Raw genomic sequence first — 25,980 nt, forward strand, 5'->3', positions numbered from 1 at the left:
AATTAAATACAACTATATTGCTCGAATTATCGTCATCCTGAGTGAAGCGAAAGATCTCCTCGCTTCGCTCAGGATGAGGTGGTTTGCTTATATTATAGGCAAAGTAATGATTTTGCCCTGATAAAATGACTAAGTCACATTGTTACTTTGCCTGGTAGCGATTACATTGACTGCCTATATACATAATGATAAAGGCGACTGAAGAACCATACATCACGTTTAAAAATCGAGCTAAAACCACTTCAAATTGAGTTAGGTTAGGTACCTCAACGAGTAAAACCACCGATAAAGCCACACCCATGGTATTTGCCATTGGAGATAGCCAAGTATTTTGTCCTAAATAATAACCACAAATAAACAATCCAATAGCTAGCGGCAATAGAATTAGATTGTTCTCTGCAGTAATGAATAATGCAACGATGCTTGCGAAGGCGGTGATGACGATATGGGCTTTTATACGTTTCCACGCATTCTTAATAGTATGGCCTAAGTTTTCTTCTAACACAAAAAGACACGTGATGGTTGCCCAAAACCCTAATGGATACTTGAACCACTGCCAAGTAAAAAACGTCAGAGCGCAAGCAGCGCTCATAAGCACGGCTTCAATGATCATTCCATGATGAAAAATAAAACTTAACGACATTGCTTGCTTCTCGCCTTTCATGTGTGGTGCTAACCTTTGCAACAAGAGGCTTACTATAAAACAAACCAGGCATCCAAATATTACCTCATAGGTTCTTTCAATTGCGATTTCAACCACGTGATCGGTTATCCCTGCCGCAGCCACCAGTGAAAAAGTCAGACCTGCAATGATCATCATATATCGGTATTTGGTGGCAGCTAAGGTTAATAACACCGCAAGAAACATGCCGAGGAAAAAAATAGGAAAAAATAATATTTTTGGTAAGGCGATAACAAATAAATAACCAATACCTGCACCTATAATGGTTCCACTACTGCGGAGAATGACTTTTATAATGGTGTTATGCACCTTGTCTTGTGTAACTGCTGCTACAGTAATGACTGCCCAGTAGCCTTCAGACCATTTAAAATAACGATAACAACAAAAACAAATAATGGCACTTAATGTGAGTACGGTGGCTGGAAACAATCCATCATATTTTTCAAAAAAAATGCGTATTATTTTCATTTCGATGGTTTCCTTTGGCCTAGGCTGTCATACAGTTTCCTTGTTGGCAAGCGTTTCTTACCTGTTCGCGGCTAAGCCAAAGCGCATGGTCCGCGATAGGCTACGATTTTTTTTAATCAACCCGCAGAGGGTGAAAAAAATCTCCAATCAAGATAAAGAATGAATCGCTTCGCTGTCACACATGGCCAAATCAAAAGAACTGGATTTTTCTTTCACTTGTTTGTTTAACTCGCGTAAAGCCGTACGCATTCCTTCTTCAATAACCGGATGATAAAAAGGCATTTGCAATACATCGAAAGCAGTTAATTGTTTATGGATGGCCCAGGCTAATAAATGGGCTAAATGCTCACCGCCCGGTGCAATAAGTTCTGCTCCGAGCAACCTTCCCGTATCTTTTGCACCATACACTCGTAATAAGCCATGATTGCTACCCTTAATTTTTGCCCGTCCCTGATGCGTGTAATCGACTTCTCCAATGACAAATGAAGCAGGATTTTGATTTAATTCTTTAAACGTTTTACCAACCATTGCAATGGTTGGCTCTGTAAACACTATCCGGATGGGCGTTCGACGCTGGAAACATTTAGATGCATTCGCAGCATTATAAGCAGCGATTCGACCTTCATCGGCTGCCTCATGCAGCAGCGGCCTGAATTGATTCACATCTCCTGCCAGATAAATAGGTAAATTATGAACCTGCATCGTGGTTTCATCGTACGTTGGCATTCCATTTTCAGCCCTAGGAATATCAATATTTTTTAATCCCAATGAATCAATATTGGGTGTCCGCCCTATCGCTGCAATAATCTGGTCAATCGGTAGTTTTTGCTTTGCCTGAACAAATAACTGGTTGTTTTCGCTTATTAAGGATGCTTTTTCATTAAGATAAATGGGAAATTCTTTGCTCAAAGCAGCTACTGCGGCTGCATTCACTTTAGGATCGGTAAGGCCGCCAATAAAGCTTGTTGCATGATAAAGAGAAATATTAATTCCCAAGCGCGCTAGAGCCTGTCCAAATTCCAAACCGATGCTGCCTCCGCCGATAACTGCAATATTCTTCGCCAACTCATCTTGCTCAAAAATGGTTTCACTGGTTAATATTTTTTCTTTAAGTGTCTGCCATTCATCTGGAATAATGCTGCGAGAACCTGTAGCAATAATAATTGTCTCAGCAGTAATTATTTGTTTACCTACTCGCAGCGTATCTGTGGCGATAAACTGTGCGTCCCCATGAATAAATCGTTCTCCCAGCGACTGGGTATACTCAATCACGCCTTCCGTAAAATCATCTCTCATTTTGCGCACATACGCCAACATCTCTGAAACATTCACACTGAGTTTTTCAGAACCATGAATTCCTTGCTCTGCAAAATGATGTCTATCATAAAAATAATTTGCGGCCTGAATTAACGTTTTAGATGGCATACACCCCACCCGAGCGCATGTTGAACCTAAAGGACCTTTATCAATGATTAAGATATCTTTAGTATATTTAGCCGCTTCCTTAAACGCTGACAATCCCGCAGTTCCTGCACCAATAATGGCTATCTTGACGTTTTTATTCATTGATAATTTCATCCTGTATTCATATATACTCAAGATTGATTTAATCTATCCCTTTGCACCACGACCATCGTTAGAAGAAAATAAGGAAACTTTATGGGTCTTCGATTATTAACTTTAGCAGATGTACAACAAAGTATAAGCATGGAGCAAGCCATTGATGCCATGGAAAGCGCTTTTAAGCAGCTGGCCCGTCAAGAAGCAACCGTACCATTAAGAACCGCCATTGCCATTGAGCAAGAACAGGCAATGACCCTGACGATGCCCGCATATCTTGTTCAGGAAAAAATCTTAGGTTTAAAGGTTGTGTCCATCTTTCCTAACAATCTTGCTCATAATAAACCCTCGATTAACGGATTTATTATGTTGCTTGATGCTGAGACTGGTGAACCGAAAGTGCTGATGGATGCAGGCTATTTGACCGCAATGCGAACAGGGGCGGTCTCAGGCTTAGCCACTCGTTATTTCGCCAAAGAGGATGCTCATCATGCTGCCATCATTGGCTCAGGTCAGCAAGCCCTGACTCAACTACAAGCCGTTGCCGCCGTTCGTGATATCAAGCAAGTTTCTATATGGTCACGTAATAAAGTCAATGCTGAACAATTTGCCAAGCAATTTGCGCATGCATTTGATATTTCAGTGCACTCGTCGGTGTCATCGGCCGTAAAAAACGCAGATATTATCTGTACGGCAACCAGCAGCACGGAACCATTAATTCATCTTGAGGATATTGCCCCGGACATTCATATCAATGCCATTGGCTCCCACACCAGCGCCATGAGAGAGATTAGTAATTCTGTTTTGGGAGAAGCAATCGTCATTGCCGATCAACGGGAAGCGGTTCTTGCAGAATCTGGCGAAATCATGAGTGCCATTAATCAACACCATTTGGCTAAAGAATCCATTATTGAACTGGGCCATTGGCTTTTACATAAAAAGGACGATTATAAAAAACAGCTCACCATGTTTAAATCCGTAGGACTTGCCATCCAGGATTTAAGCGTTGCAGAAGTGGTTTATCAAAATGCACAAGCACACAACCTTGGTATGCCTTTTGCGTTGAGTTAGGCAGAAGCAACTATACTATTATACTACTCTTCGAATATAGCAAAGGAAAAATCATGCGCGTTCTTATTGTGGAAGACGACAAAACAAACCAAATGCTTGCCTCACTCTTTTTTAAAAAAGCAGGCATTGCGAGTGGCGATATTGTCATTGTCAATGACGGGCAAGAGGCTATCGAACTCATCACTGAGAATGCCGCGAATAGGGGGTGAAGAAGCAACACGAATCATTCGTTCCATTGAAAAAGAACATAACCTACCACCTGCCGACATTCGAACCTGTTCCAGCACTTATGAAGGAGCATTTCCCGGTGCCAATGGCCGCTTGAGTAAACCTGTTGTGCTAAAAGAATTTATCGAGTTAGTCCAAGAAAAAAGACATCAACAGGCAAGTAATCGCCCGCAAAGCCTCAAGCCAGGCCTTTTTTCAGGCTCCAAGCCCCGGGAGGTAAAAGAGGAACCGCCAACAGATCAATCGACTCCTCGCCAGGGTGGTTAGTTAACGAGGACTGACAATCGCATTAATTGGGGTTTTGACAATAGTCACCCAATTGTTTCGGCACTGAAATAGCTAATAGTTGAGCAAAATGTTTGTAAAATCCAATGCGGTTTTCCAATTGCGCATTCATTCCATAACCGCATTCAATGCCGCCATTAATAATATTCACCGTTTCACCAAACAAATCGTTTTTATAAGCGGCGGGATCGCCCATCATCACTTCATGCGCAGAAGGTTTAGGGGCTTGCGGTGTCATCCAAAACCAAATGGCAGTCTCCCAAGCTAAAACGGGATCCGTAGCCACCAAGCCAGGCTCTTGCAACAGTTTGCTGGCATTGCCATAAATCGCTTCACTGGCTTGGCCATAGTTATAATTCCAGGATAACTGCATAGCACCCCGACCATGATAAGTCTGACCAGCCACAGGTTTGTAGGCACTGCTGGGATCCGTATATTGGGTACAATGACCGCTTTCACAACCAACCTCCTGGGCAAAATATAATCCCCAAGCATAAGGTCCGCCCGGTGCAGTCGGCCACCCTCCGGTGGTTTCATGCGCCGCATTGGCTAAAAAAGCAACTAATTCTGATTTTATTTGTTCCTTGCTTCCTTGATTTAAAAAACCAGGGTATTTGGCTGCTGCCTGGACTAGCCCCTCATAAGTAAATACAGCATTTGCATTTGGAAAAAATGTCTTAAACGTTTGCTTACTAATAGGAAATTGTGCGCTATCCGCCGCGTGCAATAGATTAGGCATTAGCACGTTTATAATGATCGCAGCAGCGAGACTGAAACACCAAAATGTATTTTTTATAATCATTTAGTTTCTCAAATTGTCATGGTGATGATAAAAAAAGATTATACGCACAAATGCTTTTTAGGAAAATAGTTTCACTTATAGTGGTTTATTTTTATCGCGTACTTTCGCTGCTTGTATATCAGTCGTATGTTTACCAACAGCATTTTTAAAAAATGTATATGTTTTTGCTGCTCTTTGTTCATCGATCTTATGTTCTTTGGTTAGATAAACCCTGCCACGTTTTCCCAAATGTCGATGAGAAGCCAATGCCCCTAAAACATCGTTTGTTTCTTTTGTTTCTCCATAGTCAACCAGACCTCTTTGCTCCAATGGTACATGACTCATGGCCCGTTCAATTCTATCTGCTTTCATGTTTTTTTGGATAGTATAAAAACGAACCCCTCTGCGTAACATTGTAATAGCATCTCTTACAGCTTTTATAACCGGGTCTTGTTGAAAGGTATTTAGCACCCCTCTTAAGGATTTTTGAATTTCATTAAGCTGTTCATCATTGGCTTGAGATATCTCTTTTTTCTTAGTTTCAATAAACTTGTTCATTTCGATATCATTATTGCCAAATTTATGAATTTCAATTTGATTTAAAAGTTGATAGCATGATTCTTTAGCAGCAGCAATAGTCTGAAGGGCCGCTTCATCCAGCTCTTCTTGGGTTAATTGTTGCTCCAGATAGGCAATGCGTTTTTCACATCGACGTACTCTTTGTACTTGAGTGCTTGTTTTACTAGCTACTAACTCTTCTAATTTATCCTTACGTCCAATAATATCCACCAAAGCTTGCTCAAAATCTTCGTTCGTGCGTAACATACCAAGATAAAAAGTGGTGTCAAAAAGCGCAGGATCTATTTGATAAAGATAAGGTTGTATATCTTGATAACATCGTAAGAACTCATGTTTTACTGCAATCGACTCAAATATCGATGGCGAAGAAGAAAAATCAAATAATTTGGGGTCATAATCCTGATATTCTTGATACAATGCTTCTAGTTTTTTAAAGCTTCCGACTTGATAATGTCGTACATTTTCAAGTCTTACCTGCTGTAACTCGCTGAGTGCCCGGTACATTGCTCGTTCGTCAGAAACATTAGCCAGGTAACTGACATCAAATGTTTCAGGTAAATATGGATATAATTTAGCGTACCAGCCAACAAGTTCTCCTTTTATAACCATGGGTGATTCTTGATGCTCAAGCAAGCTATCTAACTCCATAAAATGGGTATTAATTTCTTCAAAATATTCAGGCGAAGAAAAAATACGTGCTTTTGTTCGCTGACGCTCTGAATCAGAAATTAGATATTGTAAGCGCTCTTGCTCCTTTCTGAAGCGATTTCTAGTTACTTCAGCACCTATTGCCATCCTCAAACGTTCATGTTCATTTTGAACCGGTAAATTTTGTATAAATGCTTCATAGAAATTGTTAAATTTTTCCGCTAGTTTTTCTGATAAAGCACCTGGTTTTAATCCAAGCTGATATTCACTGTCATCAGTGACTGTGAGTAATTTAGTCGCTAAGGCAACACTAAACTCTTGTGTCCTGTCTAAAATCAAATGACGGCTTTCTATGCCAATTTCCACAAGTATTTTATATAAATCGTCAATCAACCTCAGAATGTTTTTTAAAGAACCAGGACCAAAAGATAAGTCACGCAAAACATTCATTAAGGCAGACATTCGGCCTTGAATGTCTTCTTCATCATAGATAAGGTCTGTATTTGGAGAATTTATCTGCTGTAGTTTTCGGGAAACTTGATACAGTTTTTCCATGACTTTTTTGATATAAAATTCTTGAGCATTAGGAAAATTTCTTACAGAATCATGTGAGGCTTTAGCAGCAGAAGATACTGTCTCTAAAACAACCGGCCCTTCTGCATCACCGCTATGATAAAGTTGATATTTCTGTACATTTTCGATTCTTATTTGCTGTAATTCATTCAAAGCATCATGCATGGCCTTTGAATCCGAAATACGGGCAATGTACTCTGGGCCAAAGGAATTATCTCCAGGTAAATATTGATATAATTTGGCGTACCAAGCGACAAACACTTCCTTTCTATCCATCAGTGATTCTACGCTTTGCTCCTCCAGTAAATCATCTAAACCTAGAAAAATCTCATTAACGGCTTCAAAAGTTTCGGACAGAGAAAGCATGGCCTTTTCTGATGGAGCGGTGGTAGTGCCAGAAGAAGATAACTCTTTTGTAATAAACGCTTGTCGTTCTTCCCACAAAGCAATCATATCAAAGGGTTTTTCTGCCTCCGTAGCCTGTCTTTGGGTTGAAGATAAAGTGCATAAATGCCCTCCAATAATCGGGATATCTTGCAAAGGAGTCAACAATTGTAAAGCGTCCCGAACAAGTGGATTCAACGCAGGATTTTCTGCTGCTGCCTTAAGATAGAGAAAGGCGTTATAAAATTCTGGTGTTAGCATGTATGCCCTGGATAAGAGATATCCTGCCCTATTTCCCGTGCGAACAAGCCGCTCCTCATAAGAGAGCTTTGTTCTATAAATTCCATAGCCTAAATAACGATCATCGTCATTCATGGAATCATCCATTTCTTCTAATACATCAAAAGATTCCAATTTGGCCAATCCTTGTCGTATGTAAAAAAAAGCATTAAAAAGCCTTTTATACATGGCAACTTCCTCAGGGTCCCGGTGCAATTCTTGATAAGGTAACTCTTGTGCAGAAAGATGCTCTAATATCCCTGGCTCAAGATTTTCTTTTAAGACGTCCTTAAGTGTTTTTTGGATAAAATCCTTAATTTTTTCTGACAAATTTAAAACCCTGATATGGGCCAAAATTGTATTGAGTTTTGGGGTGGTTTGCTCGATTGGAGCTGGTAGTTCTTGTTGAGCTTGTTGAGCCATTTTTTTACAAACAAAAACATCTTTTTCATAATGCTTTATATATTTTTTAAGATGTCCCTCTACTGGTTCTAATATCATACTCTCTAAATCGGTTGTCCTTAAAGAATCAGAACTACTACTATGAGTTAGCACCTCTACGATGCGCTTATTTAATACTGGATTAAGATATTGAACATGCGTTTGAAATGCTTTATATAAATGACGCAATTTTTCTTTATCATCTTCATCCAAATTTCGAAGTTCTGGGTCGCTATCTGGAAACTTATTTTGGATGTATTCAAAAAAATCTAAAAGGCCTTCCTCGGCACTTTGCAACTTATATAATTCGATTAAAACAGTGATTCTTGTTTGTCGATAAAATTCAGCGGGTTTCCCTTTCTCAAGATCAAACTCATGTGTAACGAAAGGGGGAGCTGATTCATTCAACGGGGTTAATGTGTCTTGTACTCCATAAAGAAGTCTATCCCGATGCTCCAAGGAATGTTTTACAAGATTTACTTTAAGGAGCGCATCTGCTTTCGATCGCATCATGGCAATCATTATAGATTTTTCACAACTTAATACTTGCTTAAATTGGTTTTCTCCCCAAACTTGTTTAAAATCAGAATTATAGAATCGTTGAAAAAAGTTACCTTTATTAATTTTAGTGAGAGCCTCGATAATTAGTTTATCCATCATTGGATGATGTATTGAAAAATAAGGGCGAATCAACCGGTATTCCTTGAGCAGTTGTTGTTTATCATCCGAAGACAAATTCGCCAGGCTCCACCGATAACCTGCCTGAGAAAGCTTGCTGTAAGATTTTAATTTCATGAAAAAACGTTCTGCAGCTTTCTCGCTCTTCCTGTAATCAGCATATGCTTGTTGTGCATGAATTAAGCGCGCAATTTTACTTTCTCTTGCTGTCGTAACAAACTCGTCATCCCGTAAAGTGGTTAAGCCTGATGCTGGAGAGATCGCCTCACCAACATCCAACCTATCGGAACCAACCAGGCGCCTAACTAAGGCGACCGTTCCTTTGTTCATTTTTAATGCATAATGATCAAGTACTCCAGCAACCCCTGCAATTTCATTTACTCTGGATGCTAATTGAAAATAATAGTGCTCCAAGTGCTTGAAGATAGGCTCAGAGATTAAACCAGATTGTAAACCCATGTTTTCTTCAGCACCTTCTAATTCGGAGAGAAGCTGAGGCAATAACTCATGACGAATCTTATTAAGTATGACGACTGCTTCTAAATAAGCGTGTTTAGTTAATGGGGCCGCTGTATTCATTAAGTCAGTACTATGCTTGATTAACAACACCATTATTTTTAGATAGCTTGGAATTAATGTTAATAGATTGCCTTTTTCTGCTACATCAACAAAATAACTTGTGAGTTTTAAAGCTCTTTCATTCATCCTGCGTTGATAATCCTCTGATGTAATGGTTTCTATCGGTTCGACAACCATCAGCGCCTGTAGTTGTGCAAAATATTGAGGGAGTTGAATTAACAGATGCCCTAAAAATTCCGTACCTTGATGCGGTTTAGCTTTTTCATCAGGAAGAGCATGAATCAATGATACGAAGATACGGCCTGCCGCAGTACTATTTGAATCATTGGCTACTAATTTTAAACTTTGCACGATTGGATCTAATCTTAGTAAAATTTGGCTTAACTGAGGTTCAATAAGCACCTTCATTTCAATGGAACTATGGTTAATTTGCCGCATCGCAAGATATATGCCATCAACTGTGCCAACACATGCTTGAATAATATTTTTATAAAAAGCCAAATCAGAATCTGTATCCTGAAGATTTATCTTTTCCAGTTTACTCAGAGAATTTTTTACATAAAAAATTGCATTAAGGAGCTTTTTTAACGTAACAACACGAGAAGGCTCATCTGCCAAAATCCGATATTCGAATTCAGCATCAATGCTTGTACCGAAATAATGACTTAATTCTTCAGAAAAAATCCGTCTATTTTGCAAAGAAGTAATAATGTTTCTATGAATTTTATCTAATGCACTTGATAATTTTGCTTGTTTTAAATAAGCCAAATAAACTTCTATAGCACTTTTAATAGTCATGCCGGTCTGAATTTTCACGTCTATATCTGTATTATAAAAAAACAAATTGGTTTTGTATATAACAAAAATCCCGGTTGTGCGATAACCCATCAGGACTTAAGAAAAAATTTAAATTCTCAGTCAAAGAACAGGTGGATATAAGAAAAATCTTAATCATCTAATAGCGAAAGGATCATTTGAATTTTGGATTTTGTTATTTATTTTTTGTAGATTATTAGATTGAGTATGGATTAAGCCATTGTCCCGCCCAAAGAAGCCATTTAGCCGACTGGATTCTTGCCAATATTTATTGAGCAACCAGGTTAATTACACCCTAACGAACTATTCTGCTCATGTTTCTGAAGTGAGTCATGATTTGGTTAGGTTATACTTAGACCGCGACCGCTTAACGGCCAGCGGAGTATGGTCGCATGTAAAAGATGATATAGTTGTGAATGATGATGGTTATGTCATATTTTGGTAATGCACATCAGGTGATATGAGGAATTGGGCTAGTCAATTCGACTAAAAGGTATGCCTGAACATTTAGCGATGAAAATGTTTTCTGTTGCTGTTTCTTCCAACAGGACAGATTATGTCGTGACTAACGACCATTCTCAGCACTGCACTGATGATACAAAGAAAATTTGTGCCATCAGATGGTTTGTTGAGCAATTTCATCGCGAAATAAAACAGCTTACCGGAATTGATAAATGCCAATGTAGAAAGCAACGAATACAGCGAAACCACATTGCATCCGCTATTCATGTTTGGGTTAGTTTGAAAAAATTGGCATACAAAACAGGCCAAACTGTTTATTAGGTCAAGAAAAATTTGCTCAAAAATTATCTGGTATATCAGTCGTATGTTTACCAACAGCATTTTTAAAAAATGTATATGTTTTTGCTGCTCTTTGTTCATCGATCTTATTTTAATAAATAGAACTCTGCTTTCGCAAATCAAGCTCTTTTTTCCTGCCTTGACAATGTGAAGTAGGTAAATACGGATAGTCCCCAAATGCATATCGCATAGATTGCGAGAGGCAATAGTCTGGACAAATTAAGATTTGTGAGAATGAAAGACAAAAGCGCACCAGCTGCATAGACACTTGCGCCAATAATGGCATTACCAGCCCCTACGATGTTTTTAACAGATCCCATGGCTCCTGCATTTGCATTTGGAGAGATGATTCCCGCCGATAAAGTATAAAAAGACATAGGGAGTAACACCGTCATGATCGACAGAGGATAAATCCAGGCAAACCCAGTCAATAAAAAAGCAGCAATTGTGTTTAAGCCAATCCCGACCATCAATGCATGATCAATTCCAAAACGACGACTCAGTTTCCGACTGATGAATGCGCCCAAAATGTAGGTAGTGACAGTCGCAAGGGATAAATACCCATAGACATTGGCTGCCAAATGCAAATGTTGGATGAAAATATAAGGCGTTGCTGCATAATAGCCTAACATCCCACCAGTCACTAAATTATAAGGCATTAAATACCCCCAAAAGGTTCGATTTAAAAAAACGGATTTGTACTGCAAAATGGCTTGTTTGACGGTGAGATGTTTATTCAAGTAACGATTTTTTTCCTCCACTTCTCGATAAAAAATAAACAACAATAAGAAGCTATAGACGAGTAATACAAAAAAGATGCTGCGCCAACCCAATGTTGTTAACAAATGACCTCCAATAATGGGCGAAATAGCAGGCATGATATTGGTCAAAATCGTCGCCGTGGCAATGATCCCAGCCAATTCGCTTTTCTCATAATAATCCAGTAATAAAGCCCGGCCGAGCACAGGAATACATCCTGCCCCAATGGCTTCAATAATACGTCCTGAAATAAACACCTCAATATTCGGTGAAATCATAGCAATCACCACGCCAATGCAATTGATTGTCAAAGCATGAATTAAAATTTTTTTCCGGCCATAACGTTCAGACAAAGAACCCCAAAACAGTTGTGCTGCCGCAAATCCGAATAAAAATAGCGAAATGGACAATTTCAGATTTGTGTCTGAAGTATTGAAATACTGGCTTAAATAAGGCAATGCGGGTAAATAAATATTGACGGAAACCCAAGCATAAACAAATAACGCGATGACTAGTGAGACAAAAGCAGTGCCAGGTGTTTTAATCATTTCTTATTCAACATAATTTGTTTGTTCTATTCTGATATCCGCCGAGAAACTTTTCAATCACTTCTATGTGGCCTTTAGAATCATATCTTATAAACATTTTTTTCTTTTATATCTCTTTATGCTACCTTGAACCGGTTAAACGGATAAATCAATGAAGATAAAAATTAAAAACAGGAGTGCATTTTTTAAGACCCTGATCATTGCAACAAACCAGTACATGACTAAATAGCAACTCATTAACGAGGAAATCAAATCCCCCATTTTATTCTATTTAGATGTGAGGATTTTGATACATTGATCACTGTTTGCTTCTCACGAAAACCAATGGTCATCTAATCCAGATAATTGCAATAGCACATCAAACTCTAACGTTCGGCCATTCATATAAGAATTATCCTTCGCTTTCAACTGCAATCCAGTACAGGCATACAGGGCACCGGTCATTAATGAACCGATAAGCATCGGTGTACATAGAAATACTGCATTTTTTATTCATTGTATTCTACCCCTTCTTTCTTAAGATCAAAGGGTTTTAAGAAAAGCAGTAAGGTCTTGTTTTTCTTGAGTATTCAATTGAAGTTCCAGCACGATATTAAAAAACTCCACCGTATCGGCAAGCGTCAAAAGACGGCCATCATGCAAATAAGGTGGGGAATCTTTAATCCCTCTTAAAGGAAATGTCTTGATGGGGCCATCGGCCGACGCTTTCCTGCCATTAATCATCTGCGGCTTAAAGAAACGTTCCGTTTTCAGATTATGCATTAAATTATCGGTATAGTATGGAGGCACATGACAGGTAGAACATTTTCCTTTACCAAAAAATACTTCCTGTCCACGCAATTCCGCCGGAGTCGCCTTTGCTGGATCCAGTTTTCCTTCCCAGTTTAATTTAGGGGCTGGTGGAAAATCCAACAATTCCTGAAACTCTGCCATGAAATGGACTTGGCTTCCACGCTCTAAAATGTTCACTCCTTTTTTGGTGGCTATCACTGGATCGCCATCAAAATAGGCAGCGCGCTGCTCAAACTCAGTAAAATCTTCTACCGTTTTTAAAGCACGCTGCGATCCAAACAATCGTTGAATATTTACACCACGCAAACTGGGTGTATCGATACGATGGCGGAATTCCTGGGGCCGAATATCCCCGACTAAATGGGTAGCCGCGTTCGTATGGCCATTGGCATGGCAGTCAAAACAAGCCACCCCACGGCTTGGTGTTTTTGTACGTCGATCATCTGTCTGGTTAAATTGCTGCTGTGGAAATGGCGTGACTAATAATCGCAAACCTTCCAATTGCTTTGGATTAAGAATGCCGTTGAACAATTCAAAATAATTTTCAATGGTAACCACTTTGCCCTTCGAAACATCCCCCAAATCAGGGCGAGTGGTCAGAAAAATAGGCGCAGGATAAGGCGGCAAAAAATGATCGGGTAAATCAAAATCCAAATCAAAACGGGTTAAATCACGATGCTCTTGCTGATTAAGCTCATCGATGACAAATTGCGGAAAAAGCATACCTCCTTCAGCATGATTCGGATGAGGTAAAGGCAAAAATCCCTTAGGAAACAATCCTTTTTCCTTAATGTCCTCCGACGACATGTTAGACAGCTGTTCCCAAGTCACTCCTTCTGGAAGCTTGACACGAACACCTTCCTGGATAGGTTTTCCACTTGACATTTTTGTATCTTGGGAAGGTTTGTTACTTAAATCATAGCGCTGTTTGAGTAAATCTTGCTGTCTATCATTAATGGCTTTTTTCTCTGCCATCATTTTATTCATGGTAGTTTTAAAATCCTCTTTCATCACCACAGGAGAATAACTCGATGGAGGGGCATCAGCCTGGGCAGAGAAGCTGATAACAGCCACTGCCATTGAAAACATTGCCTTCTTAAGCATAAGAAAATCCATTTAAATGTTTATTCAATAGAATAAAATAGACCTGTTCATATTTCAAGAATGCTCATTAACACTGAAGTGGAAGATTATTTTTTATTGAGTTATCTCAATTGACTCACCGATCTCTTTAGATTTCTTTTTTTAACCAAACCAACCTAACACTCTCAATAGTTTTTATTTAACTTTCAATTAAACAGATATAGAATCTCCATTTTAAAAAATGGAGATTCTAATGCAGTCAAAAAAAATTCTACGGGCGTTGTTATTTTTATTGCCTACACTTCCAGCCCATGCAATAGATAAAGATTTGCCAAATTTTAATAGCTATACATACTTTGGTTTATCAGGTGGATATGGAAATATCAAATCCAGCAGAGAACCATTTATTATTAAAAGTGGACTCATTAATCAAATACAAGATCAAAATACTTTTATTGGATTATTGAATGTTAACCCTGAGAATGGCGGAGCATCAGGACGAATATATACGGGATTTTCAGCAAAAATCTCCAACCGGTTTCCTATATCATTAGGCCCTGAAATTGGTTATAGTCATTATGCTTCCTCCACCGTTTCCGCTTCAGAACATATTGCTTTTGATCCTTACGTCGATCTTAACTATAACGATCAAATAACAAATAAAGCTTATGGCTTGGATTTATTATTAAATGCATCCTTCACTTACCAACGCATTATATTATCGTTAAAACCAGGCGTACAATATGCTATCCAAAAAGGGACCGTATACAGCAGACTAACTGCTGCACAAGAAGGAGAGGAACTAATAGATTTGCCTCTAAGAAATTCTAAGTTTAAGACTAACAAGGTCTTGCCAGAAATCGCGTTTCAAGCAAAATGGCAAGTTATTCCCAATAAGCCAGTCTTTTTAGGTTTATCTTATCAATATGTGCATGGTCAAAAAACAGATAATTACGAAGATAATAAATTTGACCAAGTCAATACTAGAAATATGGCAAGTATTGATATTGAATTGCATTTCAGCTAAGTGTTAGAAACATCTTGTATTCATAATAATCATTAGAAAATCGGACAACAGACATGCTGTCCGATTAGATTAGCACTCGTCATCTGGATAAATAACTGAATTATTATGATTTTTATACCATATTTCTTCCTCACTCAACGTGGTTTCAATTAATTCTATCGGTGCGTCAGAATCAATGATCATAACCACCTTAAAACCACTGAACGGTTCATAGGGTCCAAGAATGATTTCCTGACCTTCTATGGCAGCTTGTAAATCATCGACCTGAAACGCCACATGCATCTTCGTTTTAATTAATGGATGCAATGGACAATCCTCTTCAAAACGATGATATTGAATACGATAAGGACTCTCTTCACCACCACTGGTGTACATCTTAAACGTTGAACTGTATCGCTCTCCTTCTCGTCGAACCGTTGTCGGTATACCAATGTGATGAAAACGATAATTGATTGTTTTAACCGGCATCATGTTCTCCAATTTTTTAAATGAATGGTATTGAACGGCCTGGTAGCATATCAATATAAAACACAAATTTAAAACCAACCATTCAAGATGAAAACGCTTTAAGACCTACTATGCCAGACATGATGAGCAATAAAGAAATTATTTTAAGCAAATTTTTCGGCTCACCCAAAAGGATGATACCAAATACGGCTACTCCTATTGCACCGATTCCTGTCCACACTGCATAAGAGGTACCAATGGGAATGGATTTCATTGAATAGGATAATAGCCAAAAGCTGATGACCATAGCTGATATGGTCCATAAAGAAGGGAAAAAACGCGTAAATCCATCGGTATATTTAAGGCCAATAGCCCAGCCACATTCAAAAAAACCTGCCAATATCAAAGAAAGCCATGCCATGTCTTTTCTCCTTGCCCCTGATGCTATAAAAATATCTTATACCCTGCAAAAAGTATTTACGAACTCATCAATGGACGTTACAATGAAATAATGAAAAAATGCCCACAACTTGTATTTTTACTGATCATATTCGGCATTCTTATCATGCCACTTAAAGCGTTTTTGAATATTCATCAATCCAAACCTGTTGAAATTTCTATTCAAAACAAGATAAATTCTTGCCCTAATCAACTGGGAACAACGGCTTCCTGCTCCTCAACGATTTACTGGTTTCAAACCGAGTCCGAATTATCACTCCATGACATAGGGATGCTCATCGCTGGTATATTGAGCTTTTTCCTCTTATGTTTAGCGTATCAAGCGCCCCAAGGAACTATTTTCAAGCCGCCTGCATTGTTTTGATTACTGTCTTTATTGTTTTCACAGTAATTTAACAAACAGGAAATCCAATGAAAAAAATTATATTAAGTCTAAGCCTACTATTGTTGGCTTTACCGCTGTCTGCTGCAAACATTGGCAGCACTCACCCTGCTGAGGTTATGACGTTCATTCAAAATCATACTCCTCTGGTATACCTGACGCTATTTTTTGGTTTAGGCATACTTCTTGCATTTACTCCATGTGTACTACCCATGGTTCCCATTTTATCCGGAATCATCACCGGCCAACAGGCAAGTACGGGCAAGCGTGCGTTTCGATTGTCATTAGGGTATGTATTAGGCATGGCCATTACTTATGCTGCCGCAGGCATGTTGGCTGCGTATTTTGGCAGTACAGTCCAAACCCTGATGCAACAACCAATCATCATCGCATCCTTTAGCGGCTTGTTTCTTCTGATGACTCTTTGGCTGTTTGGCCTATTTGAGTTACGTATACCCGCTTTTTTACAAGCACTCAAGCCAAGGAGCACACGAAAACAACCAGGCGTCATCTCTGCAATGACCATGGGGATACTCTCCACGCTGGTTGTTTCACCATGCGTCACCGCACCTCTCATTGGTATTCTTGCCTATATTGGTCAAAGCGGGCATGTTTTACAAGGAGGGCTGATATTATTTGTCCTTGCCTTGGGAATGGGATTGCCTTTATTAGTGGTGGGGGCAGGATATGGAACACTGTTGCCACAAACAGGTCCCTGGATGATAAAAATCAAACAACTTTTTGCCCTGTTAATGCTTGCGATGGCAATATGGCTGCTTGGCCGTATTTTGTCTGAATTTTGGCTATCATTACTTTGGGCAAGCTTTCTTGTTCTCAGTGCGTTTATTTTTATTCAATGGCAACAGCAATCACCGAGGTTGAATCAACGTTTTTTTCAAGGATTAGTCATCGTTACGTGCATGACGGCCGGTGCTCTGGCTTATAAAAGTATTGACCCTGAAAAAAACACGAATCACCCCGCCGCGGCACCTTCGCCATTCATTATGGTTCATTCCTTAAATGATCTTCATCAGCGTTTGGCACAAGCGAAAAAACATCACCGACGTGTGTTCATCGAGTTTTTTGCTAGCTGGTGCAGTGATTGTCAAGCCATGGATAAACGGGTGTTCAATCAATCCAGTGTACTTGCTGCTATGAACGGCAGCCTTAATTTGCGAGTCGATATCAGCGAAAAAAATGAAGAAGTTAGCGCGATTCGCAAGGCATTTAATATTTATGGCATCCCAACCATGCTGTTTTACAATACGGCTGGGCAAAAATTAGATGATTTAACATCCGTTGGGCAAATCACTAAACATCAAATGCTTGATTTATTGAAGCAGTTCAACGAGTCATCAGCAAAGACCACCATACACTAAATAGTCCAAACCTACTTTATTAACCCGGCATGCAAACGCTTGTATGCCGGGTTAAATCACCTGCCCTGCTGCCCAGCCTGATGACCAGGCCCATTGAAAATTATATCCTCCTAGCCATCCAGTCACGTCCAATGCCTCACCAATGAAATAAAGACCAGGAATCTGTTTCACTTCCATGGTTTTTGACGACAACGCATTGCAATCCACGCCACCAATGGTCACTTCAGCCGTTCGATACCCTTCCGTACCATTGGGTTTTATTTTCCAGGCATTTAGTTGGTCGGCAACTGCCTGAAAATTATGATTTGCAATGTCTGACAGTTTTTTCTCTGCCAAATGCTCGGGAATAAATAAATCCACCACTCGTCTTGGTAAGTACGTTGAAAGAAACGAATTCAATTGTTTTTGCGGCATGGCCATCCTTGCCGCAACGAGTTCTGAAAAAAGATTAACCTCGGGTAATAAATTGATAACAACAGACTCCCCCGGATTCCAATAAGAAGATAACTGCAAAATTGCTGGCCCGCTTAATCCCCGATGAGTAAATAATATATTTTCCCGAAATTGATTTCGTTCATTACTCACTAAACTGTCAATAGCAATCCCTGATAAGACACCCAGTTTGTCTTTTATTTTGGGGTCTAAGGTAAAAGGAACAAGTCCCGCGCGGGTTGGCCATACTTTAATGCCAAATTGCTCGGCAACTTTATAAGCAAATGGACTTGCCCCCATCGTTGGAATAGAAAGACCACCTGTGGCAACGATGAGCGATTGGCAATGAAATTTACCCTTCGTGCTGTTTACTTTAAAGTTATGGTTCCCTACTCTTTGAATACCTTCGATGACTGTATTTAATAGTATTGTCGCACCGCCATCATCACACTCCTTAGAGAGGATATCGACAATATCTTTTGATTTATGGTCACAAAACAATTGTCCCTTTGTTTTTTCGTGAAAAGCCAAATGATGCTTTTTTACCAAATCGATAAAATCCCATTGCGTGTACCGCATTAAAGCTGATTTGCAAAAATGAGGATTGTGGGAAATATAGCAATCTGGATGGATATGGTAATTCGTGAAGTTACACCGACCACCTCCAGACATTAAAATTTTTTTCCCAATTTTATTGGCGTGCTCTAAAACCAATACTTTACGCAAACGCTTGCCTGCTTCAATTGCACACATTAATCCCGCAGCACCTGCTCCAATAATAATCACATCAATTTCTTTCATAACAGAGGCTATCTCATGCAATCACCCATCTTATCTATACGTACAGACAAGATATGTATTTATAAAGGCTACATTTTAAAACATTCATCTTTGCATTCATACGTGATATAAAAAGACGTTTCATACGCAAAAAACAGGATTTTTTAAGGATAATCTAATGACTTGTATAAAAAAAACAGCTATAGCCGTTCTAATCTTAAGTAACAGCACAGCGTTTGCGGGAAGCATGGCTTCCGAAAACGTCAATTCCGTGCCAACCGCGCAGTGGGGCGTTGGCATTCAAGGTCTTTATTTAAAACCTTCTTTTAATGGATTCATGGGCGGCCAAAACACAACGTTTACTGAATCTGAAAATTCCTCTACGTACCAATCAACTTTAATTTCCAATAATCCGTCATGGCGATGGAGTTTTCGTCTGGAAGCGTCATATTACTTTATTAAGGATAATGATTTAAACCTTAACTGGTATCATTTAGGTCATAAAAAAAACACGGATCGCAGTTCTTACCTTGATACTGAGGAAAGCACCCAGTATGCATTTTCCAATGAGCCGCACTGGGATGCAGTAAATTTAGAATTTGGCCACCAGGTCAGTTTTACTGAACAAAATAAAATTCGTTTTCATGGTGGTGCGCAATACACCAGACTTAAAAACCGTCATACCGTCCCCCAATACACCTCGGTGACAGAGGAAGATGACGTCTTAGAAACATCAAACGTCACAAAAAACCAAGAAGCAACCTTCACAGGCTTTGGTCCTCGTATAGGCGCCGATATGTCTTATCATTTAGGGAAAGGATTTGCCGTGTTTGCCAATGGCGCTGCCGCTATTTTAGCAGGGACCAGCAAAGCCACTTTCACCACCACTCAGACAACCACCAGCACTGAGACAACCACCACTACTAATGCAAATGCTTCTATACGTTATAATCAAACCGTCGTTATTCCTGAATTGGAAGGAAAGCTTGGCCTTGAATACACATATCCCACCCCCCCGTGGCAATCTGATTTTGAATGCCGGTTATTTATGGATTAATTATATAAATGCCACCCAACCATTTGCTCAGGTACAACGATTCGCCGACGCGCCTCCCGTTCCTCTCAAGGAAGACTTTAACTTACAAGGGCCTTTTGCCAGTATAAAATGGAATGGGCATCTCTAAAATTCTAATGGACGCCCTCGAATGCTTATTATTCTGCGAGCCGTCGCAATAGGCACGGCACGCAGAATTTCAAAAGGATTACTAAAAATCAGTGTTCAATTTTCGGTCGCATGTTTTTTTGAAATAACTATAGTTTGTTTAAATGGATTCCATGGAAAAAGATAATGCTCAACTCAACATTAGCCCGCGAATTTTATCAAGCGTTGCTTGCTAAAAATAGCGAATACAACGGTATATTTTATGTGGGTGTCAAAACAACCGGTATATTTTGCCGTCCTACGTGTCCTGCCAGAAAACCCAAATTTGAACACTGCGAATTTTATCAGACAGCGCAAGAAGCTTTATTGGCCTCTTATAGGCCTTGCAAGCGCTGCCAACCTCTCTCCCCGCCTAACCAAGTCTCCGACTTGGTGCGCCAATTGGTAGAAGCGGTGGAAGCTAATCCGACAAAACGCTGGAAAGACCGTGATTTTGACGCACTGGCCATCCATGCCGCAACAGCCAGACGCCAATTTAAAAAACGTTTTGGTATGACCTTTGTTCAGTACGCACGTGCCAGACGGATTGGGATTGCGATGAAGCACATCCGTCAAGGTGATGCAATCATCGAGGCACAATTGGATGCCGGTTATGAATCAAGCAGCGGCTTTCGCGACGCCTTTACCAAAATCATGGGAGCGGCACCGACCAATATTCATCAACAACACCATATTCTCAAAGCTTCTTGGCTGGATACCCCATTAGGGCCGATGATTGCCATTGCCAGTCACACAGCCTTGTATCTTTTGGAATTCATGGATAGACGGGGACTTGAGCGCGAAATAGAACGATTAAGGATACGCGCAAAAGCCGCTATCATCCCTGGCACATCACCGCCTATTGAGTCCATTGAATCAGAATTAAACGCTTATTTCGCCGGCACCTTGCAAGCATTTAAAACCCCCTTACACCTCATGGGTAGCCCGTTCCAGCAACAAGTGTGGAATGCTTTAAGAACCATTCCGTACGGTGAGACAAGAAGTTATGCAGAACAAGCTCAACTTATAGGAAGACCTACGGCATATCGCGCTGTTGCCAATGCGAATGGTGCCAATCAATTGGCCATTGTGATTCCCTGTCATCGGATTATTACCAGTGAAGGAACTCTGGGTGGCTATGGCGGAGGCGTTACCCGTAAAAAATGGTTGCTGGAGCATGAGTATCGTCAAAAATAAAACATATTGACTTATTTTTAATCTTGCCCTTTAACAGCCGTTATTGAGGATTAAGCGACAGGCTCACCTGCACCTGCAGACCACCTTGGACGCGATTGGTAAGTATAATAGTGCCTTGATGTGCTTGAATAATCTCTCGGGCAATGGTCAATCCCAATCCTGTACCCCCTGTGCTGCGTGAACGTGACTGTTCGCCTCGATAGAAAGGCATAAACACTTGCTCTGCCTCCTTCTCATTCAAGCCTGGTCCCTCATCGGAAATAGTCACCTCAATTTGATGGTTAAATTCTCGTAAATGAATCACTGCCAGCTTGCCATAATAAACCGCATTATTAATGAGATTTGAGAATGCTCGCTTCAACTGGTTAACCCGCCCCACATAAATCAGTTTATCAATGTCTGCATCAAACGTGACATTATAATTCAACTCATTTGCATCAGCGGTTAAAGAACTCAGCATGGCAACTAGATCAAACCGCTGTGCCTGTTCTTCACTGTTTACATCCCTAAAATAATCCAGAGTTTCTCTAATCATCATTTCCATTTCATTAATGTCCATCATAATTTTTGCAAAAAGCGGCTGATCCTCCAAATATTCAGCCCGCAGCTTCAAGCGGGTCAGGGGGGTGCGTAAATCATGAGAAATAGCCGTAAAAACTCGGGTTCGTGTCTCCAGTAATTTTCGCACATTCTCTTGCAAGTCATTAATTTTTTCAAAAATCAATTTTTGATCAGAATTACCCATAACGGGAATGGGTAACCAATGTTCACGATTCTCAATATACTTAAGACTTTGTATCAATGTTTGTACCGGTTGGTTTAATATTTTTACAGCCCAATAATTTATAAAAAACAAGATGCAAAGCAAAATCATTAATAAGATGACAATAGTTACCTGAATGCCCAACGGGTCAGGTAACGGGGGGAGCATACGGATATTAAGCCATTTTCCTTCCTTAATAAAAACAGAAAATTGCAGTTTTTTATCCTGCCTGAGTAAATCATGGACAATAGGTTGCCGCAACATCAACAAAGCATTGTCCTCATAAACGGGCGTTGATGACAAGGTTACTTTTGACCATGGGAGTTTATTTCTACGTATGATTCCAGGCCACTCAGATTCAGGCTTACCCTTGATGAAATGAACAAATTTTATGATGGCATGAACGGTCGCCGGTGGAACAACGGGCTTAATATTGACGGAATAAAGGTATTGAACTAAAAGAATGCCTGCCACAATCACTAATAAATTGCCAACCAGCAACCCGGCATAGGTTTTACGAGCTGATTTAGTTAATCGACTCATACCCGTTTGACCTGTGCCTTTAATTGATATCCACCGCCACGTACAGTTACCAGTAATTTAGCATTTTTTGGATCTGATTCTATTTTTTTACGCAAACGCCCAATCAAAACATCAATGGTTCTATCCATTGGATCACATTCTTTATCGTATAAAAGATCCATCAATTGATCCCGGCTTAAGATTCGTTGTGGATGTTCCAGAAAAATGAGCAATAAATTATATTCACGCTGACTTAAGGGAATAGCAACATCATCTTTTGAAATCAGGCAATGATTATTTCTATCCAATTCCCAATCAGCAAAACCAATTCGTTGCAATGGACTTAATCGCCTATCATTTTTTTGCAGCTCACCATACGTTCTTCGTAATTGCACCTTAATTCTCGCCAGTAATTCGCGTGCACTGAACGGTTTTGTAATATAATCATCAGCACCCAGCTCCAATCCTACAACACGATCTTCAGTACTATTAGCAGCACTCAACATAATAATGGGAACATCCTGTGTTTTGCGAATCGTCCGACATACACTTAACCCGTCTGCGCCCGGCAACATAACGTCCAGAATGATAAGATCAAATAGATTTTCTTTTAAAAGTCGCTCAATGTGCAAACCACTCAAAGCCCAGGTTGTTCTGTAGCCATGCTGAGTCAGGTAATCACTGATTAGTAAGGTTGTTTCCTTATCATCGTCAATAATTAAAATATGATTTTTTTTGGTGTCCATGAAGATCCAAAAAGTAATTGATGGCACGCCCTAATTATAACCAACATCATTGCTCTCCCCCTAATCATGTAACAAAGTTGTTACATGATTCTTCTCATTTGTCACACTTAGATTACATAAGACAACTAATCTTACTCATGAAACTCATCAATGGAGAAAAAAATGAATATGAAACAGTTAGCATTAACCAGTGTTCTCGCATTTTCATTACTTGGCGCACCAGTAGCCTCCGCTAATCCACCGAATGATAAAATCGTATCAACAAAAAATCATCAACATTGCCATTGTCATAAAAAAATGGGCAATCTATTGAATAAACAACAACGTCAGACATTATATACCATCATGCGGGAGAGCCGCGGTCAAATTGCTCCCTTGTTGCAGGAAAAAAGAACGCTTAGATTACAGCTCATGGGTAAGCTGGCAACCCCAAACACTCAATGGAATGATATTGCGCCGCTCATAAAACGCATTAATGAAAATAATGCAAAAATTACTGAGCAATTCGCAAAAACACAGCTTAAAGCATTTCAGGAAGTTGGCGTATTATTACCTCCCCCAGGAAAACATATCCATCACCACGCCCGAGCGTTCTAAACAGGCTACCATTATCTTCATTCAGAATACTATTCAGTTTCTTTAAACTTGACTAATGCCTCCTTTAAAAAAGGAGGTATTTAATGAATTGCTTTCATTGCAAAGAGGAATTAGGAGATCTTAAGCCCCTATTGCATCTAATTCTTTAATAACCTCTCCCATTCTTTTTGATACACAGATGGTTCTCTTATAAATCGGTCAACCACACGAGGTTGCAATTAAGAATACACAGGGTGTTTTGTAAGATAACGTGATGTTTTTGAAAAAGAATCTATAATTAGTTATAAATAATATTTTTTATTATCTAGTGATTGCTGCTTACAAATCTACATTAAGAGGTATTTATGCGCCGTCAATGGTACATAGGCTTTGGGATCGTTATTTTAACGTTGTTTTTAATTCTGGTCATGCTGCATGACACCATTTGGTTTCTGGCTCTTTTAATCCCACTCATTTTATTGTGGCTCTACGATTTACTCCAAACAAAGCATAGTATTTTACGCAACTTTCCTGTTCTGGGTCATATTCGTTACATTCTAGAATTTTTTCGCCCGGAAATTCAGCAATACTTTATTGCTAATGATGAAGAAGAACGTCCATTTAATAGAGAAATACGCTCCATCATTTATGAACGCGCTAAAAATGTTCAGGATACCGTGCCCTTTGGTACAGAAAGAGATATCTTAGAAACAGGTTATACATGGGTACTACACTCGTTAGCCCCCAAACATGTATCAGAGATTGAGCCTCGTATCGTCGTTGGCGGTCCAGATTGCAAGAAACCCTATAATGCTTCTCGATTAAATATATCCGCGATGAGCTATGGTGCTTTATCTCCCAATGCACTTATGGCCTTAAATAAAGCGGCGCAAATTGGTGCATTTGCTCATAACACAGGAGAAGGCGGCTTAAGCCCATATCACTTGCAGGGGGGCGATGTTATCTTTCAAATTGGAACGGCTTATTTTGGATGTCGTGATGATGAAGGAAACTTTGATGAACAGGAATTTAAACAAGAAGCCAATCGTGACGAAGTAAAAATGATTGAAATCAAACTATCACAAGGCGCCAAACCTTCTCATGGAGGAATATTACCAGCAGCAAAACTGACTGAAGAAATCGCAAGAGTCAGAAAGGTAAAAATGGGACATGATGTGATCTCTCCTCCAGCCCATACTGCCTTTGATTCTCCAATAGGATTATTACAATTTATAAAAAAATTACGTGATTTGACGGATGGTAAGCCTGTAGGATTTAAGCTTTGCGTAGGACGTAAATCTGAGTTTTTAGGGATATGTAAAGCCATGTTGGAAACCAACATCTTGCCTGATTTTATTACCGTTGACGGTGCTGAAGGCGGTACTGGCGCTGCTCCACTTGAATACACAAACAATGTGGGTGAGCCATTGGAAGCAGGATTAATTTTTGTTCACAACGCCCTCGTCGGCATTAACGTACGTGACAAAATTCGCTTGATAGGCAGTGGCAAGATAGCAACTGGCTTCGACATGGTATGTAAAATTGCACTGGGAGCAGACATGTGTAATTCTGCACGAGGAATGATGATGGCCGTTGGCTGTATTCAATCCAAGCAATGCAATAAGAATACCTGCCCAACCGGTGTTGCCACCCAAAATATCCGCTTACAACGAGGCTTGGTCGTTGATGATAAAAAACATCGTGTTGCCAACTTTCATAAAAACACGATGAGGAGTTTTCTGGAAATGATTGGCGCGATGGGATTAACCAATCCAAGCGATCTTAAGCCCGATTTTATTATGAGACGCCTTGATAATGAATGCGTTAAGTCTTTTAATGAAATCTATGAATATTTAGAACCTGGCCAATTATTAGGTAAAAACATTCCCGCGAGCTTTGAAAAACACTGGCAATTAGCCAATGCTGATAAATTTTAGCCAGCACCGGAATAGACCTATGTTCAATAGAACAGATCATTGGCAAAAACCATGAGAATAATTTTGTAAATTTTTTAATGACATCATGAAGGAATAA

23 protein-coding genes and 1 pseudogene are annotated in these 25,980 nt (G+C 39.7%); 12 read left to right on the top strand and 12 right to left on the bottom strand.

Going from position 1 to position 25,980, the window contains the following annotated elements; all coding sequences use genetic code 11:
• Nucleotides 1-142 precede the first annotated feature (142 nt).
• Nucleotides 143-1,150 (bottom strand): FUSC family protein, encoded by a 1,008-nt coding sequence (locus E1O52_RS09205; protein WP_133128419.1) that lies wholly within the window; start codon nt 1,148-1,150, stop codon nt 143-145.
• A 147-nt stretch (nt 1,151-1,297) separates the two neighbouring features.
• Nucleotides 1,298-2,716, bottom strand: a complete 1,419-nt coding sequence (locus tag E1O52_RS09210) for a dihydrolipoyl dehydrogenase (RefSeq protein WP_165474759.1) — start codon at nt 2,714-2,716, stop codon at nt 1,298-1,300.
• A gap of 93 nt (nt 2,717-2,809) precedes the next feature.
• On the opposite strand from E1O52_RS09210, the gene E1O52_RS09215 reads away from it, so the two are divergent.
• Genes E1O52_RS09215 through E1O52_RS09225 form a run of 3 tightly spaced genes read left to right on the top strand, consistent with a single transcriptional unit; the run spans nt 2,810 to nt 4,276 of the window.
• Nucleotides 2,810-3,781 (top strand): ornithine cyclodeaminase family protein, encoded by a 972-nt coding sequence (locus E1O52_RS09215; protein ID WP_133128421.1) that lies wholly within the window; start codon nt 2,810-2,812, stop codon nt 3,779-3,781.
• Nucleotides 3,782-3,834: 53 nt separating this feature from the next.
• On the top strand, nt 3,835-3,990 hold the full coding sequence (locus tag E1O52_RS09220; RefSeq protein WP_133128422.1) for a response regulator: 156 nt from the start codon (nt 3,835-3,837) through the stop codon (nt 3,988-3,990).
• Nucleotides 3,971-4,276 (top strand): response regulator, encoded by a 306-nt coding sequence (locus E1O52_RS09225; RefSeq protein ID WP_133128423.1) that lies wholly within the window; start codon nt 3,971-3,973, stop codon nt 4,274-4,276. Before E1O52_RS09220 ends, E1O52_RS09225 begins: the two co-directional genes overlap by 20 nt.
• Nucleotides 4,277-4,298: 22 nt before the next feature.
• On the opposite strand, the gene E1O52_RS09230 is transcribed toward E1O52_RS09225, so the two are convergent.
• On the bottom strand, nt 4,299-5,096 hold the full coding sequence (locus tag E1O52_RS09230) for a chitinase (RefSeq protein WP_133128424.1): 798 nt from the start codon (nt 5,094-5,096) through the stop codon (nt 4,299-4,301).
• Nucleotides 5,097-5,171: 75 nt separating this feature from the next.
• Nucleotides 5,172-10,034: a hypothetical protein gene (locus tag E1O52_RS09235; RefSeq protein ID WP_133128425.1), complete on the bottom strand. Its 4,863-nt coding sequence runs from the start codon at nt 10,032-10,034 to the stop codon at nt 5,172-5,174.
• Between the two features lie 498 nt (nt 10,035-10,532).
• On the opposite strand from E1O52_RS09235, the pseudogene E1O52_RS13475 reads away from it, so the two are divergent.
• Nucleotides 10,533-10,832 (top strand): annotated as a pseudogene (locus E1O52_RS13475) (transposase); the annotation flags it as partial.
• 140 nt (nt 10,833-10,972) lie between these two features.
• Here the strand turns inward: E1O52_RS13475 and E1O52_RS09245 are convergent.
• The 3 genes from E1O52_RS09245 to E1O52_RS09250 all read right to left on the bottom strand — a co-directional run bounded on the left by E1O52_RS09245 (nt 10,973) and on the right by E1O52_RS09250 (nt 14,041).
• Nucleotides 10,973-12,160 carry a multidrug effflux MFS transporter gene (locus E1O52_RS09245; protein WP_133128426.1) on the bottom strand — a complete coding sequence of 396 codons (1,188 nt, stop codon included), beginning with the start codon at nt 12,158-12,160 and terminating at the stop codon, nt 10,973-10,975.
• Nucleotides 12,161-12,472: 312 nt separating this feature from the next.
• Entirely contained in the window at nt 12,473-12,622 is a 150-nt protein-coding gene (locus E1O52_RS13180; protein WP_165474760.1) for a hypothetical protein, read from the bottom strand.
• A 60-nt stretch (nt 12,623-12,682) separates the two neighbouring features.
• Nucleotides 12,683-14,041: a cytochrome B6 gene (locus E1O52_RS09250; protein ID WP_423202728.1), complete on the bottom strand. Its 1,359-nt coding sequence runs from the start codon at nt 14,039-14,041 to the stop codon at nt 12,683-12,685.
• A 247-nt stretch (nt 14,042-14,288) separates the two neighbouring features.
• Here E1O52_RS09250 and E1O52_RS09255 point away from each other — a divergent pair, with 247 nt between their 5' ends.
• The gene (locus E1O52_RS09255) at nt 14,289-15,062 is read left to right on the top strand and encodes a hypothetical protein (protein WP_133128428.1); all 774 of its coding nucleotides are present in this window, start codon (nt 14,289-14,291) and stop codon (nt 15,060-15,062) included.
• A gap of 69 nt (nt 15,063-15,131) precedes the next feature.
• Here E1O52_RS09255 and E1O52_RS09260 read toward each other — a convergent pair whose 3' ends face one another.
• Entirely contained in the window at nt 15,132-15,533 is a 402-nt protein-coding gene (locus E1O52_RS09260) for a VOC family protein (protein ID WP_242602219.1), read from the bottom strand.
• A gap of 79 nt (nt 15,534-15,612) precedes the next feature.
• Nucleotides 15,613-15,930, bottom strand: coding sequence for a quaternary ammonium compound efflux SMR transporter SugE (sugE, locus tag E1O52_RS09265; protein WP_133128429.1), 318 nt, complete (start codon nt 15,928-15,930; stop codon nt 15,613-15,615).
• A 90-nt stretch (nt 15,931-16,020) separates the two neighbouring features.
• On the opposite strand from sugE, the gene E1O52_RS09270 reads away from it, so the two are divergent.
• Nucleotides 16,021-16,332, top strand: a complete 312-nt coding sequence (locus E1O52_RS09270; RefSeq protein WP_133128430.1) for a hypothetical protein — start codon at nt 16,021-16,023, stop codon at nt 16,330-16,332.
• A 47-nt stretch (nt 16,333-16,379) separates the two neighbouring features.
• The gene (locus E1O52_RS09275) at nt 16,380-17,729 is read left to right on the top strand and encodes a protein-disulfide reductase DsbD family protein (RefSeq protein WP_133128431.1); all 1,350 of its coding nucleotides are present in this window, start codon (nt 16,380-16,382) and stop codon (nt 17,727-17,729) included.
• Between the two features lie 51 nt (nt 17,730-17,780).
• Here E1O52_RS09275 and E1O52_RS09280 read toward each other — a convergent pair whose 3' ends face one another.
• Entirely contained in the window at nt 17,781-18,962 is a 1,182-nt protein-coding gene (locus tag E1O52_RS09280) for a BaiN/RdsA family NAD(P)/FAD-dependent oxidoreductase (RefSeq protein WP_133128432.1), read from the bottom strand.
• A 157-nt stretch (nt 18,963-19,119) separates the two neighbouring features.
• Between E1O52_RS09280 and E1O52_RS09285 the strand changes: the two genes are divergently transcribed.
• The 3 genes from E1O52_RS09285 (at nt 19,120) to E1O52_RS09290 (ending at nt 21,339) form a co-directional block, all read left to right on the top strand.
• Nucleotides 19,120-19,998, top strand: a complete 879-nt coding sequence (locus tag E1O52_RS09285; protein WP_133128433.1) for an Lpg1974 family pore-forming outer membrane protein — start codon at nt 19,120-19,122, stop codon at nt 19,996-19,998.
• On the top strand, nt 19,973-20,125 hold the full coding sequence (locus tag E1O52_RS13480; RefSeq protein WP_165474761.1) for an Lpg1974 family pore-forming outer membrane protein: 153 nt from the start codon (nt 19,973-19,975) through the stop codon (nt 20,123-20,125). Before E1O52_RS09285 ends, E1O52_RS13480 begins: the two co-directional genes overlap by 26 nt.
• A 164-nt stretch (nt 20,126-20,289) precedes the next feature.
• The gene (locus E1O52_RS09290; protein ID WP_133128434.1) at nt 20,290-21,339 is read left to right on the top strand and encodes a bifunctional transcriptional activator/DNA repair enzyme AdaA; all 1,050 of its coding nucleotides are present in this window, start codon (nt 20,290-20,292) and stop codon (nt 21,337-21,339) included.
• Nucleotides 21,340-21,379: 40 nt separating this feature from the next.
• Here the strand turns inward: E1O52_RS09290 and E1O52_RS09295 are convergent, their stop codons facing one another.
• Both E1O52_RS09295 and E1O52_RS09300 read right to left on the bottom strand, forming a co-directional pair.
• Nucleotides 21,380-22,645, bottom strand: a complete 1,266-nt coding sequence (locus E1O52_RS09295) for a sensor histidine kinase (protein ID WP_133128435.1) — start codon at nt 22,643-22,645, stop codon at nt 21,380-21,382.
• Entirely contained in the window at nt 22,642-23,370 is a 729-nt protein-coding gene (locus tag E1O52_RS09300) for a response regulator transcription factor (RefSeq protein WP_133128436.1), read from the bottom strand. The genes E1O52_RS09295 and E1O52_RS09300 overlap by 4 nt, the downstream gene beginning before the upstream one ends.
• 162 nt (nt 23,371-23,532) lie before the next feature.
• On the opposite strand from E1O52_RS09300, the gene E1O52_RS09305 reads away from it, so the two are divergent.
• Together E1O52_RS09305 and E1O52_RS09310 are read left to right on the top strand one after the other, a co-directional pair.
• Nucleotides 23,533-23,967, top strand: coding sequence for a periplasmic heavy metal sensor (locus E1O52_RS09305; RefSeq protein ID WP_133128437.1), 435 nt, complete (start codon nt 23,533-23,535; stop codon nt 23,965-23,967).
• Nucleotides 23,968-24,311: 344 nt separating this feature from the next.
• Nucleotides 24,312-25,883 carry an FMN-binding glutamate synthase family protein gene (locus E1O52_RS09310; protein WP_133128438.1) on the top strand — a complete coding sequence of 524 codons (1,572 nt, stop codon included), beginning with the start codon at nt 24,312-24,314 and terminating at the stop codon, nt 25,881-25,883.
• Nucleotides 25,884-25,980 lie beyond the last annotated feature (97 nt).

Source organism: Legionella nagasakiensis, from assembly GCF_900639915.1.
GTDB classification, from domain to species: Bacteria; Pseudomonadota; Gammaproteobacteria; order Legionellales; family Legionellaceae; genus Legionella_A; species Legionella_A nagasakiensis.